The sequence below is a fragment of the Pseudomonas shirazensis genome (assembly GCF_014268785.2).
GTDB lineage: Bacteria > Pseudomonadota > Gammaproteobacteria > Pseudomonadales > Pseudomonadaceae > Aquipseudomonas > Aquipseudomonas shirazensis.
In genome coordinates this window covers 247883-272328 of record NZ_JABWRD020000003.1, presented here as the reverse complement: position 1 = coordinate 272328, position 24446 = coordinate 247883, and the positions used below count along the sequence as shown (strand labels likewise).

17 protein-coding genes are annotated in these 24446 nt (G+C 62.9%); 6 read left to right on the top strand and 11 right to left on the bottom strand.

Translation table 11 applies throughout. The features are described from left to right. Positions 1-4: 4 nt before the first annotated feature. Positions 5-2938, bottom strand: coding sequence for a bifunctional [glutamate--ammonia ligase]-adenylyl-L-tyrosine phosphorylase/[glutamate--ammonia-ligase] adenylyltransferase (glnE, locus tag HU736_RS17150; protein ID WP_186700471.1), 2934 nt, complete (start codon positions 2936-2938; stop codon positions 5-7). 383 nt (positions 2939-3321) lie between these two features. Between glnE and aceE the strand changes: the two genes are divergently transcribed. The 5 genes from aceE to HU736_RS17125 all read left to right on the top strand — a co-directional run bounded on the left by aceE (position 3322) and on the right by HU736_RS17125 (position 11963). Next, a complete protein-coding gene (gene aceE, locus HU736_RS17145; RefSeq protein WP_103435242.1) occupies positions 3322-5967 on the top strand; it encodes a pyruvate dehydrogenase (acetyl-transferring), homodimeric type in 2646 nt (881 codons plus the stop codon). 13 nt (positions 5968-5980) lie between these two features. Next, positions 5981-7621 (top strand): dihydrolipoyllysine-residue acetyltransferase, encoded by a 1641-nt coding sequence (gene aceF / locus HU736_RS17140; RefSeq protein ID WP_186700473.1) that lies wholly within the window; start codon positions 5981-5983, stop codon positions 7619-7621. A gap of 252 nt (positions 7622-7873) precedes the next feature. Then, positions 7874-10567: a putative bifunctional diguanylate cyclase/phosphodiesterase gene (locus HU736_RS17135; protein WP_103435244.1), complete on the top strand. Its 2694-nt coding sequence runs from the start codon at positions 7874-7876 to the stop codon at positions 10565-10567. A 97-nt stretch (positions 10568-10664) separates the two neighbouring features. Then, positions 10665-11330 carry a peptide-methionine (S)-S-oxide reductase MsrA gene (gene msrA / locus HU736_RS17130; RefSeq protein WP_101322452.1) on the top strand — a complete coding sequence of 222 codons (666 nt, stop codon included), beginning with the start codon at positions 10665-10667 and terminating at the stop codon, positions 11328-11330. A gap of 9 nt (positions 11331-11339) precedes the next feature. Next, positions 11340-11963, top strand: a complete 624-nt coding sequence (locus HU736_RS17125) for a glutathione S-transferase (RefSeq protein ID WP_186700475.1) — start codon at positions 11340-11342, stop codon at positions 11961-11963. A 106-nt stretch (positions 11964-12069) separates the two neighbouring features. Here the strand turns inward: HU736_RS17125 and creD are convergent, their stop codons facing one another. The 4 genes from creD to rloA2 form a co-directional block, all read right to left on the bottom strand. Beyond that, positions 12070-13398: a cell envelope integrity protein CreD gene (gene creD, locus HU736_RS17120; RefSeq protein ID WP_186700477.1), complete on the bottom strand. Its 1329-nt coding sequence runs from the start codon at positions 13396-13398 to the stop codon at positions 12070-12072. A gap of 108 nt (positions 13399-13506) precedes the next feature. Then, positions 13507-14940, bottom strand: coding sequence for a two-component system sensor histidine kinase CreC (gene creC / locus HU736_RS17115; RefSeq protein WP_186700479.1), 1434 nt, complete (start codon positions 14938-14940; stop codon positions 13507-13509). Beyond that, positions 14940-15620 (bottom strand): two-component system response regulator CreB, encoded by a 681-nt coding sequence (gene creB / locus HU736_RS17110; RefSeq protein WP_103435247.1) that lies wholly within the window; start codon positions 15618-15620, stop codon positions 14940-14942. The genes creC and creB overlap by 1 nt, the downstream gene beginning before the upstream one ends. A 110-nt stretch (positions 15621-15730) precedes the next feature. Beyond that, the gene (gene rloA2 / locus HU736_RS17105) at positions 15731-16237 is read right to left on the bottom strand and encodes a retropepsin-like aspartic peptidase RloA2 (RefSeq protein WP_103435248.1); all 507 of its coding nucleotides are present in this window, start codon (positions 16235-16237) and stop codon (positions 15731-15733) included. A gap of 182 nt (positions 16238-16419) precedes the next feature. Between rloA2 and yihG the strand changes: the two genes are divergently transcribed. After that, the gene (gene yihG / locus HU736_RS17100) at positions 16420-17307 is read left to right on the top strand and encodes a 1-acylglycerol-3-phosphate O-acyltransferase, YihG family (protein WP_103435249.1); all 888 of its coding nucleotides are present in this window, start codon (positions 16420-16422) and stop codon (positions 17305-17307) included. Positions 17308-17338: 31 nt separating this feature from the next. On the opposite strand, the gene HU736_RS17095 is transcribed toward yihG, so the two are convergent. The 6 genes from HU736_RS17095 to HU736_RS17070 form a co-directional block, all read right to left on the bottom strand. Further along, complete coding sequence (locus tag HU736_RS17095; protein WP_186700481.1) at positions 17339-17914, bottom strand: DUF2780 domain-containing protein; 576 nt, start codon at positions 17912-17914, stop codon at positions 17339-17341. 107 nt (positions 17915-18021) lie between these two features. Then, positions 18022-19221 carry a formaldehyde dehydrogenase, glutathione-independent gene (gene fdhA, locus HU736_RS17090; RefSeq protein ID WP_103435251.1) on the bottom strand — a complete coding sequence of 400 codons (1200 nt, stop codon included), beginning with the start codon at positions 19219-19221 and terminating at the stop codon, positions 18022-18024. A gap of 295 nt (positions 19222-19516) precedes the next feature. After that, on the bottom strand, positions 19517-20374 hold the full coding sequence (gene purU, locus HU736_RS17085) for a formyltetrahydrofolate deformylase (RefSeq protein WP_186700483.1): 858 nt from the start codon (positions 20372-20374) through the stop codon (positions 19517-19519). A 10-nt stretch (positions 20375-20384) separates the two neighbouring features. After that, positions 20385-21017, bottom strand: coding sequence for a sarcosine oxidase subunit gamma (locus HU736_RS17080; RefSeq protein WP_186700485.1), 633 nt, complete (start codon positions 21015-21017; stop codon positions 20385-20387). An 81-nt stretch (positions 21018-21098) separates the two neighbouring features. Next, the gene (locus HU736_RS17075; protein ID WP_101322466.1) at positions 21099-24113 is read right to left on the bottom strand and encodes a sarcosine oxidase subunit alpha; all 3015 of its coding nucleotides are present in this window, start codon (positions 24111-24113) and stop codon (positions 21099-21101) included. Beyond that, entirely contained in the window at positions 24110-24445 is a 336-nt protein-coding gene (locus tag HU736_RS17070; protein WP_101322467.1) for a sarcosine oxidase subunit delta, read from the bottom strand. Before HU736_RS17070 ends, HU736_RS17075 begins: the two co-directional genes overlap by 4 nt. Between the last annotated feature and the right edge of the window lies 1 nt (position 24446).

Here is a 24446-nt window from a genome sequence, read left to right as displayed (position 1 = left end):
CAGTTCAGCTAAGGCCCAGCTGCGCCCAGATCCGCCGCACTTCGGCGCGCTCATTGGCGAACTGCGCGGCGTCGATTACCCCGGCCTGCTTCTGCAGGGCCTGGCGGTGCGAGGCCGAGCGAAACGCCTTGTACACTTCTCGCAGCAATATTGCATCGCTGGCCGGCACCAGCCCGGCCTGTTCCAGTTCTTCGAGGATGCGGATGTTGTCGGTCCAGCGCAGCAATGCCGGGTGCGCGTGCGACCAGGCCAGCGCCGCGTACTGGACCATGAACTCGATATCGACGATGCCGCCGGCGTCCTGTTTGATATCGAACGGCACGCCAGCCTCGAAGGCATTGCTGGCGGTGCCTGCCGCAGTCTGCTTGGTGCCCAGGCTGCCGCGCATCTTGGCGCGCATCTCGCTGACCTCGGCGCGCAGCTTGTCCAGATCACGTGGCTGACCGAGCACCTTCGCCCGCACCGCTTCAAACGCGCTCGCCACGTCCTTGCAGCCAACCAGCACCCGCGCCCGTACCAGCGCCTGATGCTCCCAGGTCCAGGCTTCCCCTTGCTGGTAACGCTCGAACGCACCGAGCGAGCTGACCAGCAAACCGGCAGCGCCCGAGGGACGCAGGCGCATGTCGACGTCATACAGCTGGCCGGAGTTGGTCTGGGTGGTCAGCAGGTGAATGATGCGCTGGCCCAGACGGGTGTAGAACTGCGCGCTGTCGATCGGCTTGGCGCCGTCGGTTTCAGCCTGCGGGTCGCCGTCGTGGATGAACACCAGGTCGAGATCAGAGCCGTGGCCCAGCTCGATACCGCCGACCTTGCCGTAACCGACGATGATGAAACCTGGATCACACAGGCTGCCATCGCTGCGTTTGGGCTGCCCGTGACGGGCCACGGTCTGGCGCCAGGCCAGGGCCAGCACCTGATCAAGAATCGCCTCGGCCAGCCAGGTCAGGTAGTCACTGACCTTCATCAATGGCAGGTTGCCGCTGATTTCCGAGGCAGCCACGCGCAGGCTGTGCGCCAGCTTGAAGTGGCGCAGGGCTTCCATCTGCTGCTCAAGGTCGTCTTCGGGTATGCGGGTCAGCCGCTCGCGTAGCTCGCTGGCCAATTCCGGCGCCAACGGCGGGCTGAACAGCCGGCCCTCATTGAGCAGCTCATCGAGCAGCAGCGGATAGCGGGCAATCTGTTCGGCGATCCACGGGCTGGCTGCGCACAGCGTCAGCAGGCGGCGCAGGGCACTTGGGTTCTCAGTCAGCAACACCAGATACGCCGAGCGCCGCGCCACCGCCTCGACCAGCGGCAGTACCCGCTCCAATACCAAGTCGGGATTGTCGTGTTCAACGGCCTGAGCCAGCAGGCGCGGGATAAACGCATCCAGACGTTCGCGGCCCAGGCGCTGCATCGAGCGCAGCTGCGGGCTGGCGCGCAGCCCGGTCAGGCGGCGCAAGGCATCGGCTGGCTGGCCGAAGCCGGCTTCTTCAAGCTGGCGGCAGGCGGCCTCTTCATCCTGGGCCTGCTCCCACAGCGGCGACCATTCGCCACCCACCACCAGTTCGCCCTCGGCCTCGTCTTCATCCGGGTCAGCGATGACCTGGCGGAAGTGCCAGTCGATGCGCCCGCGCCAGTACATCAATTGGGCATGGAAGCTGTCCCAGTCGGCAAAGCCGAGGATAAACGCCACCCGCGCCCGATCGATGTCGCTGTCGGGCAACATCTGCGTCTGCCGGTCGGCAATGGCCTGGATGGCGTGTTCGGTATAGCGCAGGAATTCATAGCCTTCGCGCAGCTCGGTAATCACTGCAGGCGGTAAATAGCCCTGCCCTTCAAGGGTGGCCAGCACCTTCAGCAGTGGCCGCTGCTGCAGGCTCAGGTCGCGCCCGCCATGGATCAGCTGGAAAGCCTGGGCGATGAACTCGACCTCGCGAATGCCACCGGCGCCCAGCTTGATGTTGTCGGCCATGCCCTTGCGCCGCACTTCCTGCTGAATCAGCTGCTTCATGGTGCGGAGCGCTTCGATTGCCGAGAAGTCCAGGTAGCGCCGGTAGACGAACGGCCGCAGCATCTCCTGCAACTGGGCGCCGGCAGCCTGATCTCCGGCGACTACCCGCGCCTTGATCATGGCGTAGCGTTCCCAGTCGCGGCCCTGGTCCTGGTAATACTGCTCCAGTGCATTGAACGACAGCACCAGCGCGCCGGCCGAGCCGTAGGGACGCAGGCGCATGTCGACGCGGAACACAAAGCCATCGACGGTGACCGGATCGAGTGCCTTGATCAGGCGCTGGCCGAGACGGGTGAAAAACTCCTGGTTGTCCAGCGAGCGCTTGACCCCCTCGGTCTCGCCGCCCTCGGCAAAGGCGAAGATCAGGTCGATGTCCGAAGACAGGTTCAGCTCGACCGCACCCAGCTTGCCCATGCCCAGCACGACCATGTGCTGCGCCTCGCCACTGCGGTTGCCGATCGGCGTGCCGAACTGCTGGCAATGCCGCGGGTACAGCCACTGGTAAGCCTGATCTATGCAGGCGTCGGCCATATCTGACAGGTCGCGGCAGGTTTCTCCCAGCGCGGCCTGGCGGGTAATGTCGCGCCAGATGATGCGCATCTGCTGACGGTTGCGGGCCCGGCGCAGGTTGCGCGCCAGCTCTTCTTCGCTCTGCGCCGCCTGGGCCACTGCGGCAATCCGCGCGGTCATCTCGCCCGGCGCATAGGCCTGCTCCAGATCACCGCTGGCCAGCAGCTCGAGCAACACACCTGGCTCGCGCTGAGCCTGATCGAAGATGAACTCGCTGGCTGCGGCCACCTGCTCGAACTGATGCCGGTGCTCGGCGCTCAACGTAGTCAGGCCTGGATCGACCTGATTGCTCAGCGCCTCGCTCAGCAGCTGTTGATTACGGGCGACCAGTGGTTGCAAGCCAGCGGGCAGATCGAGAGGCAAAGGCAAACGCATGGGCTATCCTTGATCGGCAACAAAGAGAGGGGTGTAATTGGCTACGGGGAAGCGGGACCACGGTTGAAGTGTCATACAAAAGTTGTAAATAGCTGAAATTAACGAATCATTGGCATTAAACATCAAGATCCACCCGCCTCAGCTACATCGCCAACCAACATGAACGTTTTTCCCCACAAGCCAGGGTGCGACCAAACGTCGCATTTCTGTAGTATTACTACTACCCCGACCGTGTAAAAGCATGAAATGCGAAAGCTTTTGTAGTAAAACTACACGGCGCCGGGTCACACTCCGGTAATCCAAGAATTCACGACGTCTGCCCATAAGGCCAGTCGCAAACTCAGGCAGCCGATTCTGGTTGCCTTTCCGCCCTGGAGCAAGCCATGCAAGACCTCGATCCAATCGAAACCCAGGAATGGCTGGATGCCCTGGAGTCGGTCCTCGACAAAGAAGGCGAAGACCGCGCTCATTACCTGATGACCCGTATGGGCGAGCTGGCCACCCGCAGTGGTTCCCAGCTGCCGTATGCCATCACCACGCCATACCGCAATACCATCCCTGTCACCCACGAAGCACGCATGCCTGGCGACCTGTTCATGGAACGCCGCATTCGCTCGTTGGTACGTTGGAACGCACTGGCCATGGTCATGCGCACCAACCTGAAGGATTCGGACCTGGGCGGACACATCTCGAGCTTTGCCTCCAGTGCCACCCTGTATGACATCGGCTTCAACTACTTCTTCCAGGCCCCGACCGACGAACACGGCGGCGACCTGATCTTCTTCCAGGGCCACGCCTCGCCTGGCGTCTACGCTCGTGCCTTCATGGAAGGCCGGATCAGCGAAGAGCAGATGAACAACTTCCGTCAGGAAGTCGATGGCAAAGGCCTGTCGTCCTACCCGCACCCATGGCTGATGCCTGACTTCTGGCAGTTCCCGACCGTTTCGATGGGTCTGGGCCCGATCCAGGCGATCTACCAGGCGCGCTTCATGAAGTACCTCGAAGCCCGCGGCTACATCCCGGCCGGCAAGCAAAAGGTCTGGTGCTTCATGGGCGACGGCGAGTGCGACGAGCCGGAATCCCTGGGCGCGATCTCCCTGGCTGGCCGCGAGAAGCTGGACAACCTGATCTTCGTCATCAACTGCAACCTGCAGCGCCTCGACGGCCCAGTGCGCGGTAACGGCAAGATCATCCAGGAACTCGAAGGCGTGTTCCGTGGCGGTGGCTGGAACGTCAACAAAGTGGTCTGGGGCCGTTTCTGGGACCCACTGCTGGCCAAGGACGTCGACGGTATCCTGCAACGTCGCATGGACGAAGTCATCGACGGCGAGTACCAGAACTACAAGGCCAAGGACGGCGCGTACGTCCGTCAGCACTTCTTCAACACTCCAGAGCTCAAGGCCATGGTCGAAGACCTGTCCGATGACGAGATCTGGAAGCTCAACCGTGGCGGCCACGACCCGTACAAGGTCTACGCGGCGTACCACCAGGCTGTGAACCACAAGGATCAGCCGACCGTCATCCTGGCCAAGACCATCAAGGGTTACGGTACCGGTGCTGGCGAAGCCAAGAACACCGCGCACAACACCAAGAAGGTCGACGTCGACAGCCTGCGTCACTTCCGTGATCGTTTCGACATCCCGGTCAAGGACGACGAGCTGGAGAACCTGCCGTTCTTCAAACCAGAAGAAGGCAGCGCCGAGGCCCGTTACCTGGCCGAGCGTCGCTCCGCCCTGGGTGGCTTCGTACCACAGCGCCGCGCCAAGAGCATGAGCATCCCGACCCCGCCCCTGGAAACCCTCAAGGCTATCCTGGACGGTTCGGGCGACCGTGAAATCTCAACCACCATGGCCTTCGTGCGGATCCTCGCGCAGCTGGTCAAGGACAAAGAGATTGGCCAGCGCATCGTTCCGATCATCCCGGACGAAGCCCGTACCTTCGGTATGGAAGGCATGTTCCGCCAGCTGGGTATCTACTCGTCGGTCGGCCAGCTCTACGAGCCAGTCGACAAAGACCAGGTGATGTTCTACCGCGAAGACAAGAAAGGTCAGATTCTCGAAGAAGGCATCAACGAAGCCGGCGCCATGTCGTCGTTCATCGCTGCCGGTACTTCGTACTCGAACCACAACCAGCCGATGCTGCCGTTCTACATCTTCTACTCGATGTTCGGCTTCCAGCGTATCGGTGACCTGGCCTGGGCCGCTGGCGACAGCCGCACCCGTGGCTTCCTGATCGGCGGTACCGCCGGCCGTACCACCCTCAACGGTGAAGGCCTGCAGCACGAAGACGGTCATAGCCACCTGCTGGCCGGGACCATCCCGAACTGCCGCACCTACGATCCAACCTACGGCTATGAGCTGGCGGTGATCATTCAGGACGGCATGAAGAAGATGACCGAAGAGCAACAGGACATCTTCTACTACATCACCGTGATGAACGAATCCTACCAGCAGCCGGCAATCCCGGCCGGTGTCGAGGAAGGTATCGTCAAGGGCATGTACCTGCTCGAAGAAGACACCCGCGACGCGGCACACCACGTTCAGCTGATGGGCTCCGGCACCATCCTGCGTGAAGTCCGTGAAGCTGCGAAGATCCTGCGCGAAGAGTTCAACGTCGGTGCCGACGTGTGGAGCGTTACCAGCTTCAACGAACTGCGTCGCGACGGCCTCGCCGTAGAACGCGCCAACCGCCTCAAGCCTGGCCAGAAGCCACAGCAGACTTACGTCGAGCAGTGCCTGACCGGTCGCAAAGGCCCGGTTATCGCATCGACCGACTACATGAAGATTTTTGCCGAGCAGATCCGTCAGTGGGTGCCGAGCAAAGAGTTCAAAGTCCTGGGTACCGATGGTTTCGGTCGCAGCGACAGCCGCAAGAAGCTGCGTCACTTCTTCGAAGTTGACCGTCACTTCGTGGTGCTGGCCGCCCTGGAAGCCTTGGCTGACCGTGGCGAGATCGAACCGAAGGTGGTAGCTGATGCCATCGTCAAGTTCGGCATCGACCCGGACAAGCGCAACCCACTGGACTGCTGAGGAGTATTTTTAAGTGAGCGAACTCATTCGCGTACCTGACATCGGCAGCGGTGAAGGTGAAATCATCGAGCTGTTCGTCAAGGTTGGCGACCGCATCGAGGCTGACCAGAGCCTGCTGACCCTGGAGTCCGACAAGGCCTCCATGGAGATTCCGGCGCCTAAAGCCGGCATCGTCAAAGAGCTCAAGGTCAAGCTGGGCGATCGCCTGAAAGAAGGCGACGAACTGCTGGTTCTGGAAGCCGAGGGCGCTGCGGCGTCCGAGGCTCCGGCCGCTGCTGCGCCTGCCGCCGAACAACCGGCTGCCGCGCCTGCGCCAGCCGCCGAGGCTGCTCCTGCGCCGGCCGCAGCTCCTGCTGCTGCCACCGTGCAGGACATCCACGTGCCGGACATCGGCTCGTCGGGCAAGGCCAAGATCATCGAAGTCCTGGTCAAGGCCGGCGACACCGTCGAAGCTGACCAGTCGCTGATCACCCTGGAGTCCGACAAGGCCTCCATGGAGATCCCTTCGCCTGCCGCTGGCGTGGTTGAAGAAGTGATCGCCAAGCTGGACGACGAAGTCGGCACCGGTGACCTGATCCTCAAGTTGAAGATCGCTGGCGCCGCACCTGCTGCGGCCCCTGCCCAAGCTGCTGCCGCACCGGCCAAGGCTGAGGCTGCTCCGGCTGCCGCACCTGCCGCCGCACCGGCTCCAGCTGCTGCACCGGCCCAGGCTGCTGCCCCGGCTGCTGCCAGCAACGCCAAGGTCCATGCCGGCCCTGCGGTACGTCAGCTGGCCCGTGAATTCGGTGTCGAGCTGGGCGCTGTTTCGGCTACTGGTCCGCACGGTCGCATCCTCAAGGAAGACGTGCAGGTCTACGTCAAGGCGATGATGCAGAAGGCCAAGGAAGCTCCGGCCGCCGCCGGTGCAACCGGTGGTGCTGGTATCCCGCCGATCCCGGTGATCGACTTCAGCAAGTTCGGTGAAGTCGAAGAAGTGGCCATGACCCGCCTGATGCAGGTCGGCGCTGCCAACCTGCACCGCAGCTGGCTCAACGTGCCGCACGTGACTCAGTTCGATTCGGCTGACATCACCGAGCTGGAAGCCTTCCGTGTCGCGCAAAAAGCGGTAGCGGAAAAGGCCGGCGTCAAGCTGACCGTACTGCCGCTGCTGCTCAAGGCCTGCGCCCACCTGCTCAAGGAGCTGCCGGACTTCAACAGTTCGCTGGCACCAAGCGGCAAGGCAATCATCCGCAAGAAGTACGTCAACGTCGGTTTCGCCGTCGACACCCCGGATGGTCTGCTGGTCCCGGTCATCAAGAACGTTGACCAGAAGAGCCTGCTGCAACTGGCTGGCGAAGCTGCGGCACTGGCTGAAAAAGCCCGTACCAAAAAGCTTTCGGCCGACGAGATGCAGGGCGCCTGCTTCACCATCTCCAGCCTCGGTCACATTGGCGGCACTGGCTTCACGCCGATCGTCAACGCGCCGGAAGTGGCGATCTTGGGTGTATCCAAGGCAACCATCCAGCCAGTCTGGGATGGCAAGGCCTTCCAGCCCAAGCTGATGCTGCCGCTGTCGCTGTCGTACGATCACCGTGTGATCAACGGCGCCGCTGCTGCGCGTTTCACCAAGCGTCTGAGCGACTTGCTGGGTGATATCCGCACCATCCTGCTGTAATGCTGCAACTGCTGCCCCGGTACATGCCGGGGCAGCAGGCACCATTTTCGAGCTGCCACGCTCGTACCTCAACCCCGCCCCTGGCGGGGCTTTTTTTTGCCCGCAAAACTGCAGCCGGCTGCAGAAACTCACGCCCCTGCCGATAAACTGCCAATAGCCCGACATGGCCGCTTGCCAGCCTTCGGGACATGATGCAACCTTGCCAGATGCGCTGCCTGCCAGGCCCTGTCACCCTCTTCAAGCGAGTCTTCGATGAAAAGCCAACCCGATGCCGCGACCCGAGTGGCGGCCGAGGTCGTGACCCAGCTACCCGTGCCCTCGCGGCTGGGCATGCTGCGTTTCGAAAGGCTCAACGAAGCCAACTGGGCGATGCTCTACCTGGACCCCAACTGCGACCGCCAATTCGGCCTGCCTGCTGCTGAGCTGTGCGCGTTGGTCAGCTCGCCATATGCCAGCCTGATGGAGCCCGAAGCACGCTATCGCCTGCATGACGAGATCCAGCTGCAGCTGTCGCGCCGTGGTCATTACCGGGTGCGCTACACCCTGCACGTTGGCCCGGCGCCATTGCGTTTGCTCGAATGCGGCGAAGTCTACAAGCAGCATGGCCGGCAGCTGCTGCGCGGGTACCTGACAGTGCTCGATGATCACGCCGAAGACAGCATCAACATGACCGCCAGCGACCTGGAAACCCGCAACAACCGCCTGCAGATCGCCCTACAGCTGAACCAGCGTGCACAGCAGGAACAGCTCGAGCATCTGGAGCGGGTACGGGCCCAGCAAGACTTGATTCTGCGCCTGGCGCGGCAGCGCTACAGCGCCGACAACTCGCTGCTCGAAGCCGCCGAGCTGATCACCCGCAGCGCCTGTGAGATCTACAACGTCGACTGCTCGAGCATTTGGTACCTGCATGACCAGCAGCTGGAGCCGATTACCGCTTGGTACCGGCTTGACCAGGAGCATCGCCTACCGGCCCCGATCGACGCCAGCCAGTTCCCCGACTACATCGAAGCGCTGCATGCCAGCCGCGCCATCGACGCGCACAACGCCAGCCACGACCCGCGCACCCGCGACATGGCGCAGAGCCTGTTCCCGGCCTCCGACAACGCCATGCTCGACGCCAGTATCCGCGTCGACGGCCAGGTAGTCGGCGTGCTGTGCCTGGAGCAGACCGGCATGCCGCGGGCCTGGCAGTCGGATGAAATCGCTTTTGCCGGCGAGCTCGCCGACCAGTTCGCCCAGGTCATCACCAACCACAACCGCCGTACCGCTGCCAGCGCGTTGCACCTGTTCCAGCGCGCGGTCGAGCAGAGCGCCAGCGCCTTTTTGCTGGTCAACCGCGACGGCGTGGTCGAGTACGTCAACCCAAGTTTCACCGCGATCACCCAGTACAGCACCGATGAGGTCCAGGGCCATCGCCTGTCCGAACTGCCGGCCCTGGAAAACCTCAGCGAGCTGCTGTTCGATTCGCCGTCGAGCCTGGACATGGGCAACAGCTGGCAGGGCGAATTCAAGAGCCGGCGCAAGAACCTCGAACCCTACTGGGGTCAGCTGTCGATTTCCAAGGTGTACGGCGACAACCGCGAGTTGACCCACTACATCGGCATCTACGAAGACGTCACCCAGAGCAAGCTGGCTCAGCAGCGCATCGAGCGCCTGGCCTACACCGACAACTTGACCAACCTGGGCAACCGCCCGGCGTTCATTCGCAACCTCGATGAGCGCTTCAGCCGCGACAGCGCCAGTTCGCTGTGCCTGCTGCTGGTCGACATCGACAACTTCAAGCGGATCAACGACAGCCTTGGCCACCAGACCGGCGACAAGCTGCTGGTGAGCCTGGCCCGACGCCTGCGCAACAGTCTGACCGTCGGCGGCATCCTTGCGCGCTTTGCCAGTAACGAATTTGCCGTGCTGCTCGACCACACCAGCCTGGAGGGCGGCCAGAGCATTGCCCTGCAACTGCTGCGCACCCTCGACAAGCCGATGTTCGTCGACAACCAGCTGATCAACGTCACCGCCTCGGTCGGCCTGGCCTGCGCGCCGCTGCACGGCAGCGACCCGCAGACCCTGATGAAAAACGCCGGCCTCGCCCTGCACAAGGCCAAGGCCAACGGCAAGCATCAGGTGCAGGTGTTCACCGAAGTGCTCAACGCCGAAGCCAGCTACAAGCTGTTCGTCGAGAACAACCTGCGCCGCGCCCTGACCCAGAACGAGCTGGAGGTGTTCTACCAGCCCAAGCTGTGCCTGCGCAGCGGGCGCCTGCTCGGGCTGGAGGCGCTGCTGCGCTGGAACCACCCGGAGCGCGGCATGATCCGCCCGGATCAGTTCATCAGCGTGGCCGAAGAAACCGGCCTGATCATCCCTATCGGCAAGTGGGTGGTGCGCCAGTCGTGCCGCATGAGCCTTGAACTGAGCGCCGCTGGCCTGGGTGACCTGCACGTCGCCATCAACCTTTCGCCCAAGCAGTTTTCCGACCCGGAGCTGGTCAGCTCGATCGGCTCGATCATCAGGGAAGAAGGCCTGCCTTCGCACTTGCTGGAACTGGAGCTGACCGAAGGCTTGCTGCTTGAGGCGACCGAAGACACCCACCGCCAGCTGATCGAACTGAAGGCGTTGGGACTGACCCTGGCGATGGATGACTTTGGTACCGGCTATTCGTCGCTGAGCTACCTGAAGAAATTCCCGATCGACATCATCAAGATCGACCGCAGCTTCATCAACGAAATCCCGGACAACCAGGACGACATGGAAATCACCTCGGCGGTGGTGGCCATGGCTCACAACCTCAAGCTCAAGGTAGTTGCCGAGGGTATCGAGACCCCTGCGCAGCTGGCTTTCCTGCGCCGCCATCGTTGTGACGTCGGCCAGGGCTACCTGTTCGATCGACCAATCCCCGGCCGCGAACTGGTTGAGCGCCTCAAGCGCTACCCGCGCGGACCAGTGGCCTGACAGCGCGCTCAGTCTCGGGCACTATACAAGTCATTCGGGCCGCAGCAGCGCGCTGACGGCCCCTGCCTACATCTACTGAATATACAGAGGAGCGGCCATGGTCCTGCGTTCGGAAATCCTGGTGAACAAAAACGTCCTGCCTACTGCGGAACAGGCCCTGCCTGGCCGCGAGACGCCGATGAGCCTGCCCGAGATGCATTACGTCTTCAACGAGACGCCGCTGCTTGGGCCGTTCTTTCAGAACGTCGATTTCGCCATCTTTGGCCTGGGTTGCTTCTGGGGCGCAGAGCGCCGCTTCTGGCAGCGCGAAGGCGTGGTCAGCACGGTGGTCGGCTATGCCGGCGGCTTCACCCCGAACCCAACCTACGAAGAAGTCTGCTCGGGCCTGACCGGCCACACCGAAGTGGTGCTGGTCGTGTTCGACAAGGACAAGGTCAGCTATCAGGAGCTGCTGGCGATGTTCTGGGAGCTGCACAATCCGACCCAGGGCATGCGTCAGGGCAACGACGTCGGCACCCAGTACCGTTCGGCGATCTTCTGCACCAGCCCCGAGCAGCTCGAGCAAGCCAACGCGAGCAAAGCGGCTTACCAGGCTGAGCTGGACAAGGCCGGCTTTGGCCCGATCACCACCGAGATCGAGCAGGCGCCAACGGTGTACTTCGCCGAGGCCTACCACCAGCAATATCTGGCCAAGAACCCCAACGGCTACTGCGGCATCGCTGGCACCGGCGTGTGCCTGCCGCCCAGCCTGCAAGGCAACTGAGGCCCGGCCATGAGCACGATGACCCTGTTCCACTCGCCGCTGTCGCCGTTCGTGCGCAAGGTCATGGTGGTGCTGCACGAAACCGGGCAACTGCCGCGGGTACAGTTGCAGGCAGTGAATATCAGCCCGGTGGCTGGCGACGAGCAACTCAACCAGGACAACCCGATCGGCAAGATTCCGGCCCTGCGCCTGGAAGACGGCACTGTGCTGCATGACAGCCGGGTGATCTGCGAGTACCTCGACAGCCAGCACGTCGGCACCCCGTTGATCCCGCGTGAGGGCTCGGCCCGCTGGCGCCGGCTGACCCTGGCGGCGCAGGCCGACGCGATCATGGATGCGGCGGTATCGAGCCGCTACGAGAGCTTCCTGCGCCCGCAGGACAAGCGCTGGGATGGCTGGCTCGAAGCGCAGAGCGAAAAGATCCGCCGCAGCCTGGCCAACCTGGAGCAGGAGCATCTCGCCGAGCTGATCTCCGGGTTCGACATGGTCGCCATCGGCGTCGCCTGCGCGCTGGGTTATCTGGACCTGCGCCAGCCTGAGTTCGGCTGGCGTGAGCGCCAGCCCGGGCTGGCGGCCTGGTACGCCGAAGTGTCGCAGCGGCCTTCGCTGCGCGCCACTGCGCCAGTTGCCTGACTGACGGCAAAAGGGGCCGCAATGCGGCCCCTCTTTCAGCGCTGGCCTGGCGCAAACAGCAGGCCGATCTGCAGCGCCAGCCGGCGCCCCAGCTCACGTTCCTCCCTCATGCCGACCTCCCCACCCGCGACCAGTCCAGGCGCCGGGTCAGGACCATGAATACGCCGAGCAAGCCAAAGCACAGCAGCGAGCCCATCAACAGCGCGTAGTCCTCGGCGCTGAGCAGCGCGAACAACATCGCGTAGAGCACCGCCAACCCGCCAGCGAAGCCCAGCCCGCGCCAGACACTGCGCAGCACGTGGCTGAGGTAGAAGCCGATCAGCAGCACACAAGCCGACGCCGACAAACCATAGGCAGCGCCAAAGCCCAGGTGCTCGGACAGTGACAGCAACAGCAGGTAGAAGAACGCCAACGCCACGCCTACCAGCACGTACTGCACCGGGTGCACGCTGAGGTTTTTCAGCACCTCGAAGAGGAAGAATCCGGCAAAGGTCAGAGCAATGAACAGCAGCGCATATTTGATCGCCCGCTCGCTCTTGAGGTACTGGTCGACCGGGTCGACAAAGCTCACGCCAAAGGTGCGCTGCTTGTACTCGCTACAGTCGGCGACCGTCGCACACTGGCGCAGGGCATCTTCCAGGTTGGTGGCAAAGAACGAGGTCTGCCAGTGGGCCTTGAAGCCCTCACCGCTGATCTCGCGCCGGCTTGGCAAGTAACTGCCGACAAAGCTTGGGTGCGGCCAGTTGGCCTGCATGTCGACACTGCTGCTGCGCCCGATCGGCAGCACGTACAGCTGCCCGGTGCCTTGCAGGGCAAGCTCGAAGCCATAGGTGAACTCACGCGCCTGCTGGCCATCGAACTGCGGCAACGGCACGTGCACACCGCCACGCATCCAGTCCAGACCAGTACCTGCAGCGAAAGGCAGGCGTTGATCATCCAGCTGCAGTTCCAGGTTGCTCTCGATGCCGCGGATGTCGCTGATGCCGACCACCAGGAACGGCTTGTCGAAACGGTAGTCCTCATAGTCCTTGTCGATGCCCCAACGCTGGGGCAGCTTGAACCGCCCGGCTATCTGGCTCTTGGCGTGGAACAGCCGCGCCTGATAGATGCCGCGGGCGCGCAGTTCGGTATCGATGTTGATGTCAGCGTCGAACGTCTCCGGCAGGAAGTACAGCTGTCCGTTAACGGTGACCGTCTCCTGTACGCTCTGGCCGTCCTTATCGATCCAGCGCCGCTCGTACTTGCGGTACGGCACCACCAGCAATGGGCCGGAGATCAGCTGATCGAAGCTGGAGCTCTGAGCGATGTCGGCCAGCACATTGTCGCGCAGGTTCTGCCGGTCCTCGATCAGGCCACCGATCATCAGCAGCGGTATCAACAGCAGCAACATCAGCAAGGCGATCATGCCGAGCTTGAAACTCAGGGTCTTGTTCATGGGTGGGGGCTCCGTTGGCGATGGGCACAGTCTGTGCCGCGCCTGTGGAGCCAGCAGGGAGCCAATGTGGAGATTGCGTGGAGATACTGTGGTGAGCGCCTCGGTAATTCAACAGATGCGCCGCAGCGGCAGCAACAACCTCACCCGCACGCCGCCCTCGACGTTATCCACCGCCAACTCGCCACCATGCAGCTGCATCACCTCTGCGACAAAATTCAGCCCCAGACCGCTGCTCTTGCGCCCACTGCCGGGTCGCGGCAGCGAATAGAAGCGCTCGCTGACGCGCCCTATCGCGTATTGCGGAATTGCCTCACCCTGGTTGAACAGGCTCAACGCGACGCGTTCGCCGCCCTGCTCCAGCTCGAACAGCAACGCCCCACCCGCCGGGGTGAAGTCCAGTGCATTCTCGAGCAGGTTGGCCAACGCCTGGCGCATCAGGTACGGATCACAACGCAACCGCACCGCCGCCGGCACGCGCTGGCGCACCTGCAAGCCAGCGCTGTCGATACGCGCTGCGTGGGCCAGCAGCAACTCGTCGACCAGCGCCGCCAGCGCCACCTCCTGCTCATCCTCCAGAGCCTGCATCTGCTCGACCTGGGCGAGATTCAGCAAGCGTTCGATCATCTGCTGCAAGCGCCCGCTCTCACGTTCGATATTGCTGGCAAAACGCAGCCGCTGCTCGGCGGGCATGTCGCCCTGCAGCAGCTCGGAGGCGCCACGAATCGCCGCCAGCGGGCTTTTCAGCTCGTGGGTCAGGGTATGCACATAGCGCTCGACATAGGCCTTGCCGGCAAGCTCGGTGCGCATCCGCTCGACTGCGGTGGCGAGTTGCTCGAGCTCGCCGCCCTTGTAATGCGGCAACGCCGCGCGCTGACCCTCGCTGACCGCCTGGGCGTAGTGGGTGAGCCTGCGCAGCGAGCGCGCCAGCCACCACGACAACAGCGCACCGACCAGCAGGCCGAGGATAATCAAGCCCAGGCCAAGATTGAGCAGGCGCCGCTCGGCGCGGTCGATGTACGGCTGCAGCGAGCTGTTGGGCTTGGCCACGGTGACCACGCCGATGATCTTGCCGGCATCCATGATCGGCGCCGCGACGTGCATCACCGAGGTGCTTTCGTCATCCGGATCGCTGCGTGAAGAGCGCGCACCGTATTGCCCGTGCAAAGTCAGGTAGACGTCGTTCCAGCGTGAGTAATCCTTGCCCAGATCGACCCCGGCCGAGTCGAGCAGGACGATGCCATTGGCGTCGGTCACGTAGATGCGGTGGCTGACCTGATTCTTCGCCAGCCCCCAGATCTGCGCACCGGGGCGGCGTTGGCCGTATGATTCAAGCAACTGCGGCAAGCGGCTCTGGCCAAGGGTCCCGGCCTTGACGTCGTCGTGGAGGATCTCCGCCAGCAGGTTGGCAGTGTCGACCAGAGTTTCTTCGGAAGCCTGGCGCACCACCGGGCGGATCTGCTCACGCACGGTATTGAGCAGAAAATAGCCAGCCAGCCCGACAAACAGGAAGTACACCAGAAAGATCCGAATACCCAGGCGCATCAGGCGTGTTCCGGGCTGTAGCTGTAGCCCAGGCCGCGGTGGGTCTGGATCGGCTCGGCGTCAGCGGCGACCTGGCGCAGCTTGGCGCGCAGGCTCTTGATATGACTGTCGATGGTGCGCTCGTAGCCAGCGTCCCCCGCTACCCCCAGCGCGTCGAGCAACTGCTCGCGGCTGAACACCCGCTGCGGCTGCTCAAGCAAGCACTGCAGCAGGCGAAACTCGTGACGGGTCAGGGCCAGGCTGAAACCACGGTAAACGATCTGCATGCGCAGCGTGTCGACCTGAAACAGCGTCGCCACAGCGGGCGTTTCGCTGCGCGGCGCCATGCGCTTGAGGATCGCCCGCACCCGCGCCGCCACTTCCCGCGGGCTGAACGGCTTGACCACGTAGTCGTCGGCACCGATTTCCAGGCCCAGCACGCGGTCTATTTCAGCGTCACGGGCACTCAGGAACATCACCGGCACTTCGCTGAAACGGCGTAACTGGCGACAGGTTTCAAAGCCACTGATATCGGGCAGGCCGATGTCCAGAATTACCAGGTCTGCTGGCAGCAGGCGCTGGCGCTCGACCGCAGCGCTGCCGAGCGAAACCCACTCGGTGCTGTGGCCATCGGCCTGCAGGGCATAGATCAGGGTATCGGCAATCGCCGATTCGTCTTCAACAATAAGAATGTGGGCCACGGTCTGGCTGCAAGCCTCAAGCGGTGAGCTTCAAGACGAAGCGGATGGCGTGAACTTACACCGATCCGCTCGCACTTGCAGCTTGCCTTTGCCTGGCCGTGGGCGGCGCCTCAGCAGCCAGGCTTGCCTGCGGTGTATCTACGCGCCGGGTTGACCGCCGCCTTGAACTCACGCAACGCCTTGGCACCGATCAACAGCGGATAGTTGAAGCTGCTGCGGTCGGTCAGGTTGACCTCGACGGTGCGCTTCTCGCCGCCCAGGCACAGCTCCAGATCGACTACCGGGCGCTTGGCGGCCTCAGCAGTTTCGCCCTCTTCTTCGTCTTCGTCGGCACGCGCCTTGATCTTGCTGATGCGCGCGACCTTGTGCTCGTAGACCTTGCCATCGGCATCCTTGGTCGCCAGGCGGAAGCGCACCCAGTCTTCGCCGTCGCGGGTAAACCGCTCGATATCCTTGGCCGACAGCGACGCGGTCAGGGCACCGGTGTCCATCTTCGCCTTCAACGTCTGGCCGCCGATTTCCGGCAGCGAGATGTACTCGTAACGGCCATAAAGGGTCGGCTCGGCGGCCATGACCGGCAGGGCGAGCAACGACAACAGGGCAAGCATCGATTTCACAGGGCAGGCATCCTAAATACAAGACAGTGCTTAGACTGCAACAACGGGATAGGTTCGTTGCCCGAGCTTACTCAACATAATGTGAAACATTTGTCTGGCCCTGCTGATCTAGGAAGTTTGGCGTAGGCGTTTAGCGCATTTATCATTGCAGCCTGCCAATTTCATACAACAAGAGTGTTTTTATGCGTCGCCTGCTGACCGGGATCGTTACCGGCCTTTTGCTCCTGCTCAACACGGTGGTGATGATCTGCCCATTGATGGTGTTCGCCCTGCTCAAGCTGGTACTGCCCGGGCGCGGCCGCGACTACGCCTCGGCCGCCGTGATGTGGTTCGCCGAAAGCTGGTCGGCCATCGACAAGGCAATCTTTGCCCTGTGCGTGCCGACCCAGTGGGACGTACGTGGAGTCGATACCCTGCGCACCGACACCTCCTACCTGTGCGTCAGCAACCACCAGAGCTGGGTGGACATCCCGGCGTTGATCGAAAGCCTTAACCGGCGCGTGCCGTTCTTCAAGTTTTTCCTGAAAAAGGAGCTGATCTGGGTGCCACTGCTGGGCCTGGCCTGGTGGGGTCTGGACTACCCGTTCATGAAGCGTTACAGCAAGGCGTTTCTGGAGAAGCACCCGGAGCTCAAAGGCAAGGATCTGGAAATTACCAAGGCCGCCTGCGAACTGTTCAAGCGTCAGCCGGTGACCGTGGTCAACTACCTCGAAGGCACCCGTTTCACCGAAGCCAAGCGCCGCGAACAGCAATCGCCGTTCAAGCACCTGCTCAAGCCCAAAGCCGGCGGCGTGGCGTTTGTGCTGGCAGCGCTGGGTGAGCAGCTCGATGCGCTGCTGGACGTGACCATCGTCTACCCCGGCAACAAGGCACCGGGCTTCTGGGACTTGCTCAACGGCAGCGTCAGCCGGGTGATCATCCACATTCAGGTGCACGAGCTGGACCCGAGCCTGTGGGATGGCGACTACGAGAACGACCCGCTGTTCCGCCAGCGCGTGCAGGCTTGGGTCAATCAGCTGTGGCTGGACAAGGACCAGCGCATCGAGCAACTGCGCGCCGAGCTGGCCTGACCCCGGCGCACTTGCCGGGGCCGATTGCGGTTCAGATCGACGGTGGGGTGGCCACCGCAGGCGAGCCCCACAGGCTGCCCAGGTTCTGCAGCAGCGAGCCGGCCAGGCCTTGCTGGCCGAGGTACTGCAGGATCAGCGGGGCAAACTGGCCGATCATGCCGGTATCCATACCCAGCGCCTTGAAGGCGTCATTGAGGTCGTTGCGGTTCTCGACGTTGCCGCCCAGAGCGTTGTTCAGGCCGGATTGATTGTCGCCACCGTTGCCCAGCAGGCCGCCCAAACCACCCAGACCGCCAAGTGCGTTAGCCCCGGCGAGCAGATCCAATCCGGGTACAGCCTGAGTCAACTGGCCGTAGTCGGCAGTGCTGAGGTTGTTGCGGGCCAGGCCCAGCATTGCTCCTGCGCCGCCGATGGCTTGTTCGGGGGTGATGTTCAGTTGGTTGCCGAGGGTGTTGAGCAGGTTGGCCGATTCGGCGGGGGCCTGTACCTTGCCCTGTTGAGTGGGAGCCTGCATGGCAGACACGGCGTTGGCGGCGTCATTGAGGTTGAAGGCGAACGCCGGGCTTGCAGCCAGGGTCATCAAGGTTGCCAGGGTGAGCGCTTTCATCGGGGGGACCTCGTCGGCCGGGATGGCCTGGGAAACGAGGCATTGGACTGGGGTTTTTGGGGTTTGTTCCTGGGTGGAAATCGGGGCCGCAGAGCGGCCCCAAAGAATCACGCAGCGCTAAAGGTCTTGTGCGGGTCGATGACGAATTTCTTCGGCACGCCAGCATCGAACTCGCCGTATCCTTCCGGCGCCTGGTCCAGGCTGATCACCTGCACCCCCACCACCTCGGCGATGTTGATCCGGTCCCACATGATCGCCTGCATCAACTGGCGGTTGTACTTCATGGTAGGGGTCTGGCCGGTGTGGAAGCTGTGCGACTTGGCCCAGCCCAGGCCAAAGCGGATGCTCAGTGCGCCGATCTTGGCCGCTGCGTCCACTGCACCCGGATCTTCGGTGACGTACAGGCCGGGGATACCGATGCTGCCTGCGACACGGGTAACCTGCATCAGCGAGTTGAGGACTGTCGCCGGTGCTTCGTGCTTGGCCCCTTCATGGCCGTGACCGCGCGCCTCGAAACCTACCGCATCGACGGCACAGTCCACTTCCGGCTCGCCAAGGATGTCGATGATCTGTTCGTGCAGCGGGGTGTCCTTGGACAGATCGACCACCTCGAAGCCCTGTGACTTGGCATGAGCCAGGCGTAGCGGGTTCAAGTCGCCGACGATTACGCAGGCGGCGCCCAGCAGGCGTGCCGACGCTGCAGCGGCCAGACCGACCGGGCCGGCGCCTGCCACGTAGACAGTACTGCCCGGGCCGACGCCGGCGGTGACTGCACCGTGGTAGCCGGTGGGCAGAATGTCCGACAGGCAGGTCAGGTCACGGATCTTCTCCATGGCCTTGTCGCGATCGGGCAGTTTCAGCAGGTTGAAGTCGGCGTAGGGCACCAGCACGTACTCCGCCTGGCCGCCGGTCCAGTCACCCATGTCGACATAACCGTAGGCGCCGCCGGCACGTGCCGGGTTGACGGTCAGGCATACACCGGTGTGCATTTCCTTGCAGGAACGGCAGCGTCCGCACGCGACGTTGAACGGAACCGAGACCAGGTCGCCGATCTTCATGCGCTCGACATCACTACCCATCTCGATGATTTCGCCGGTGATTTCATGGCCGAGTACCAGGCCCACCTGGGCGGTGGTGCGGCCACGAACCATGTGCTGGTCTGAGCCGCAGATGTTGGTGGAGACCACCTTGAGGATCACGCCGTGCTCGATTTTCTTGCCGCGCGGGTCCTGCATTTTTGGGTAGTCAATGTTTCGCACCTCGACTTTGCCGCCACCGAGATACACCACTCCACGGTTACCAGACATGCTCTTACCTCGCTTGATTTGTACTTATGCAGCGTTGGTTGAAGCGCCGCCATCCATGGGCGGCATGTACTACTGGAATGAGGGAATTGTGGGCTTGTGGGCGCCGGCGGTTGTGACTGGAAACGACAGTGGCTTGTCAGCGGGCGCCAGGTAGGGGTTGAGATAGCTGGGGGCGCTTTGCGCCCCTTTCGCGACACAAGGCCGCTCTACAGGGGACCGCGTCGGCCCAGGCTATGCGGTCCTTTGTAGGAGCGGCCTTGTGTCGCGAAAGGGCTGCGCAGCAGCCCCAGCAATCTCAGAGCACTACCGTCCGATTGGCGTTGAGAAACACCCGCCGCTCGATGTGATAACCCACCGCCCGGGCCAAGGTCAGCCCTTCGATATCGCGGCCTTTGGCAATCAGGTCTTCAGGGTAGTGGCTGTGGTCCACCACCTCAACGCCCTGGGCAATGATCGGCCCTTCATCAAGGTCGTTGTTGATGTAGTGCGCGGTGGCACCGACCATCTTCACGCCCTTGTTGTACGCCTGGTGATAAGGCTTGGCGCCCTTGAAACCTGGCAGCAGCGAGTGATGAATATTGATCGCCCAGCCATCCAGACGCCGGCACAGCTCAGGCGACAGCACCTGCATGTAGCGCGCCAGGATCACCAGCTCGGCACCACTGTCTTCGATCACCTTGAGCACCTTGCGCTCTTGCGCCGGTTTGTCGTTGGGGTCGAGGGCGAAGTGGTAGTAAGGGATCTTGTGCCACTGCGCCAGCGGTTCGAGATCGGGGTGGTTGGAGATCACCGCGACCACCTCCATGCCCAGCTGGCCGATGCGCTGGCGATACAGCAAGTCGTTGAGGCAGTGATCGGCCTTGGACACCATGATCACCACCTTGGGCCGGTGATTGGGTGCGGTCAGCTCGAAGGTCATGCCAAACGCATCGCTGCGCTCGGCCAGGCCATCACGAAAACCCGCCTCATCGAAATCACCTGGCTGGCGGAACTCGACGCGAATGAAGAAGCGCCCCGACAGCCGATCATCGAAGGAGTGGTGCTCGGTGACATAGCAACGCTGCTCGTAGAGAAACCGCGTCACCACATCGACAGTGCCGAGCATGCTCGGGCAGTCGGCGGTGAGAATCCAGGTATCCGGTGCCCGACTCATGTAACTCTCCTTAGGCTTCGATGCTCAGGCCGTATTCAGCCGAGGCGTCCTGCAGCCACATCCACCAGTAATCGGCGAAGCTGCGGCGAATCACCAGTTCCCAGGTGTCTTCACCGGTGCGGCGGATCACCAACTGCGACTTGGCGAACACCGTGCCGACCGCCTTGCCCACCGGGAAGTTGTTTGGATGTACATCATAGCTGGTGGATTTCATCAGCACGTCGCGCACGTTGGCGCCCTGCAGCTCGAGCAGGGTCTGCCCGCCGCTGACGTTGACCACCTGAATGTGCAAGCCCGCGAGGGCGTTGCGCAGTTGCTGCTCGACCGCAAACTCCTGCCCGCCCGGGACGATCAGCAGCCACTCATCCGGGCCAACCCATTGCAGCGAGGTCTCGCCCTTGGCGACCACGGTCAGGGCTACCGGCAGCTCCAGGCCGAGTGCCTTGTGTACACCGCTGGCAAAGGCCGGATCATGGCCGTCGCCACGCAAGGTCAGATGACCGAGCAGTTTTTTCTCGCGCAGGGTCACGCCTGCGTTGTTGCGGCCCTTGCCCACCAGGCTGGCGAGGTCTGCATGGTGCAGCGGCGTCTGGGCCTTGGCCTCGGCGCCGGGGTTTTGCTGGAAGACGTTGATAGCGCTCATTGTTACCTGCCTTGAATTCTTGTGTTCAGGCGTGGCAGCGGCGCTCGGCCGCGGCCACGAGAGTTGAGCATCGGTCTGGTGTCAGACGTTCTGCCGCTCACCCTTCGGATCGAAGAACACCGAAGACACAATCTCTGCTTCGATCACGCTGCCATCGGCCTGCGGCGAATACACCCGCTCACCCATGCGCTTGAGACCACCCTTGACCACACCCATGGCGAACGAATAGCCGAGGGAGTTGGAGGCATAGCTGGAGGTGACGTGACCGACCATGTCCATCGGGATCGGCTGCTTCGGATCGAACACCAGCTGAGCGCCTTCCGGCAGCCACTGTTTAGGGTTGATCGGCTTCAGCCCGACCAGTTGCTTGCGGTCTTCGCGCAGGCAGTCTTCGCGGTTCATGCCACGCAGGCCGATCCACGAATACGGCTTGTTGCGTCCGACACACCAGCTCATGTTGAGGTCGTCGGCGTTCATCGAGCCATCGGTATCCTGGCCAACGATGATGAAGCCCTTCTCGGCACGCAGCACGTGCATGGTCTCGGTGCCATACGGGGTCAGGTTGTACTGTTTGCCAGCAGCAACGATCTTCTCCAGCACACCCATGGCGTAGTTGGCCTGGACGTTGACTTCGTACGACAGCTCACCGGTGAACGAGATGCGGAACACCCGCGCCGGCACGCCGCCAACGGTGCCTTCCTTCCAGGTCATGAACGGGAAGGCGTCCTTGTCCAGGTCGATGTCGCTGATCTCGGCCAGCAGCTTGCGGCTGTTGGGGCCAGACAAGGTCATGGTTGCCCAGTGGTCGGTGACCGAGGTGAAGTACACCTTCAGTTCCGGCCATTCGGTCTGCAGGTACAGCTCCATCCAGCCCAGCACGCGCGCTGCGCCACCGGTCGTGGTGGTCATGATGAAGTGGTTGTCGCCGACGCAGGCGGTCACGCCGTCGTCGAAGACCATGCCGTCTTCCTTGCACATCAGGCCATAACGGGCCTTGCCCACATCGAGCTTGGTCCAGGCGTTGGTGTAGATACGGTTGAGGAACTCACGCGCATCCGGGCCTTGAATGTCGATCTTGCCGAGGGTCGAGGCGTCCAGCAGGCCGACGCTGTCGCGCACTGCCTTGCACTCACGCTCAACAGCAGCGTGGATGTCTTCACCGGGTTTTGGGAAATACCACGGACGTTTCCACTGGCCGACATCCTCGAACTCGGCGCCGTTTTTAACGTGCCAGGAATGCAGCGCGGTGAAGCGTACCGGCTCGAACAGGTGACCACAGTGACGGCCCGCTACCGCACCGAAGGTAACCGGCGTGTAGTTGGGGCGGAACATGGTGGTGCCCATCTGCGCAATGCTGATACCCAGCGAACGGGCGGCGATGGCCAGGCCGTTGATGTTGCCCAGCTTGCCCTGGTCGGTACCAAAGCCCAGCGCGGTGTAGCGCTTGACGTGTTCGACCGACTCGAAGCCTTCACGGGTCGCCAGCTCGATGCCGGCAGCGGTGACGTCGTTCTGCTGATCAACGAACTGCTTCGGCCCACGAGTGCCTTTGTCATGCGGCACCTGGAACAAAGCCAGGGTAGGCTCCTCGGTACGCTGGACGGCTTTGGGCAGGGTACCGACCACGGCCTTGAAGCCGGCTTCGGTAGCGGCGCGCACGCCACCTTCAAAACCATCGGCCAGGACATCACCGAGCGGGTAGACGCCATTCATGCCGCCAACACAGACGCGCTTTTGCGGCGCATCACCCGGGACGAAACCGAGGATGTCTTCACGCCATACCGGACGCCCGCCAAGGTGCGAGGCCAGGTGAACGATCGGGCTGTAGCCGCCGGAGGTCGCGATCAGGTCGCAGGCCAGGGTTTCGCCAGGGCTGGTCACGGTGAACGCCTGGGCGTCGATGGCGGCAACCCGCGCACCGGTCACATGCTTGCTGCCAGCCGCCTCAACCACAGCGCTGGAAGTGAGGATGCGAATGCCCTTGGCGCGTGCTTCTTCTACCAGCGAACCGCGTGGATTGTGCCGTGCATCGGCGATCGCAACCACTTGCAGGCCGGCATCGTGCCAGTCCAGCGCCACGCGATAGGCGTGGTCGTTGTTGGTCGACAGCACCAGCTTGCGCCCAGGCGCCACGCCGTAGCGACGCACGTAGGTGGAGACAGCGCCGGCGAGCATGTTGCCCGGCACATCGTTGTTGCCGTACACCAGCGGACGCTCGTGGGCGCCAGCCGCCAGCACAACTTGCTTGGCACGCACGCGGTGGACGCGATGACGCACCTGGCCAATCGGCGCGCGGTCACCGAGGTGGTCGGTCAGGCGCTCGTGGATGGTCAGGAAGTTATGGTCGTGGTAACCGTTGACGGTAGCGCGTGGCAGTACCAGCACTTCGGCCATGCCTTGCAGCTCGGCCACGGTAGCCGCGACCCAGTCGGTGGCAGGCTTGCCATCGAGAGTCTCACGGCTGTCGAGCAGGCTGCCGCCGAACTCTTCCTGCTCATCGGCGATGATCACCCGCGCACCGCTGCGGCCAGCGGCCAGCGCTGCGGCCAGGCCGGCAGGGCCAGCACCGACGATCAGCACGTCGCAGTGGTGGTTCATGTAGTCGTAGCTGTCCGGATCGTTCTGCAGCGGCGCGCGACCGAGGCCGGCGGCTTTGCGGATGTACTTCTCGTAAGTCATCCAGAACGATTTCGGGTACATGAAGGTTTTGTAGTAGAAGCCCGGCGGCATCATGCTGCCACCGACCTTGCCGAGGATGCCCATCACGTCGTTGTTGACGTTCGGCCAGCCGTTGGTGCTGGTCGCGACCAGGCCGGCATACAGCGGCTGCTGAGTGGCGCGCACGTTGGGGATCTGGGTGGCTTCGCTGGAACCGATCTGCAGGATCGCATTCGGCTCTTCGGTGCCGGCTGCAATGATCCCGCGAGGCCGCGAATACTTGAAGCTGCGGCCGACGACGTCGACGCCGTTGGCGAGCAACGCGGCAGCCAGGCTGTCACCTTCGTAACCCTGATAGGTCTTGCCGTTGAAGCTGAAATTGAGGACTTTGCCGCGGTTGACACGGCCGCCGCTGGCAAGGCGATAACTCTGGCTCATACTTTTTCCCCCAGGCCTTTGACGGTCGACGGCGCGGCGCTAGCCTTGCTGGCGGCAGTGATCTGCGGCTTCTCGCCGATCTTGTAGGTTTCCAGAATTTCGTAGGTCACGGTGTCGCGGGTGACGTTGAAATACTGGCGGCAACCGGCGACGTGATCCCACAGTTCGTGGTGAATGCCACGCGGGTTGTCGCGGAAGAACATGTAGGTACCCCACTCCTCGTCGGAGCAGGCCGCCGGATCGAGCGGGCGGGCAATATGGGCCTGGCCTGAGGCGTGAAACTCTTCTTCGGAGCGCAGCTCGCCGCAGTGGGGACAGAAAATATGCAACATG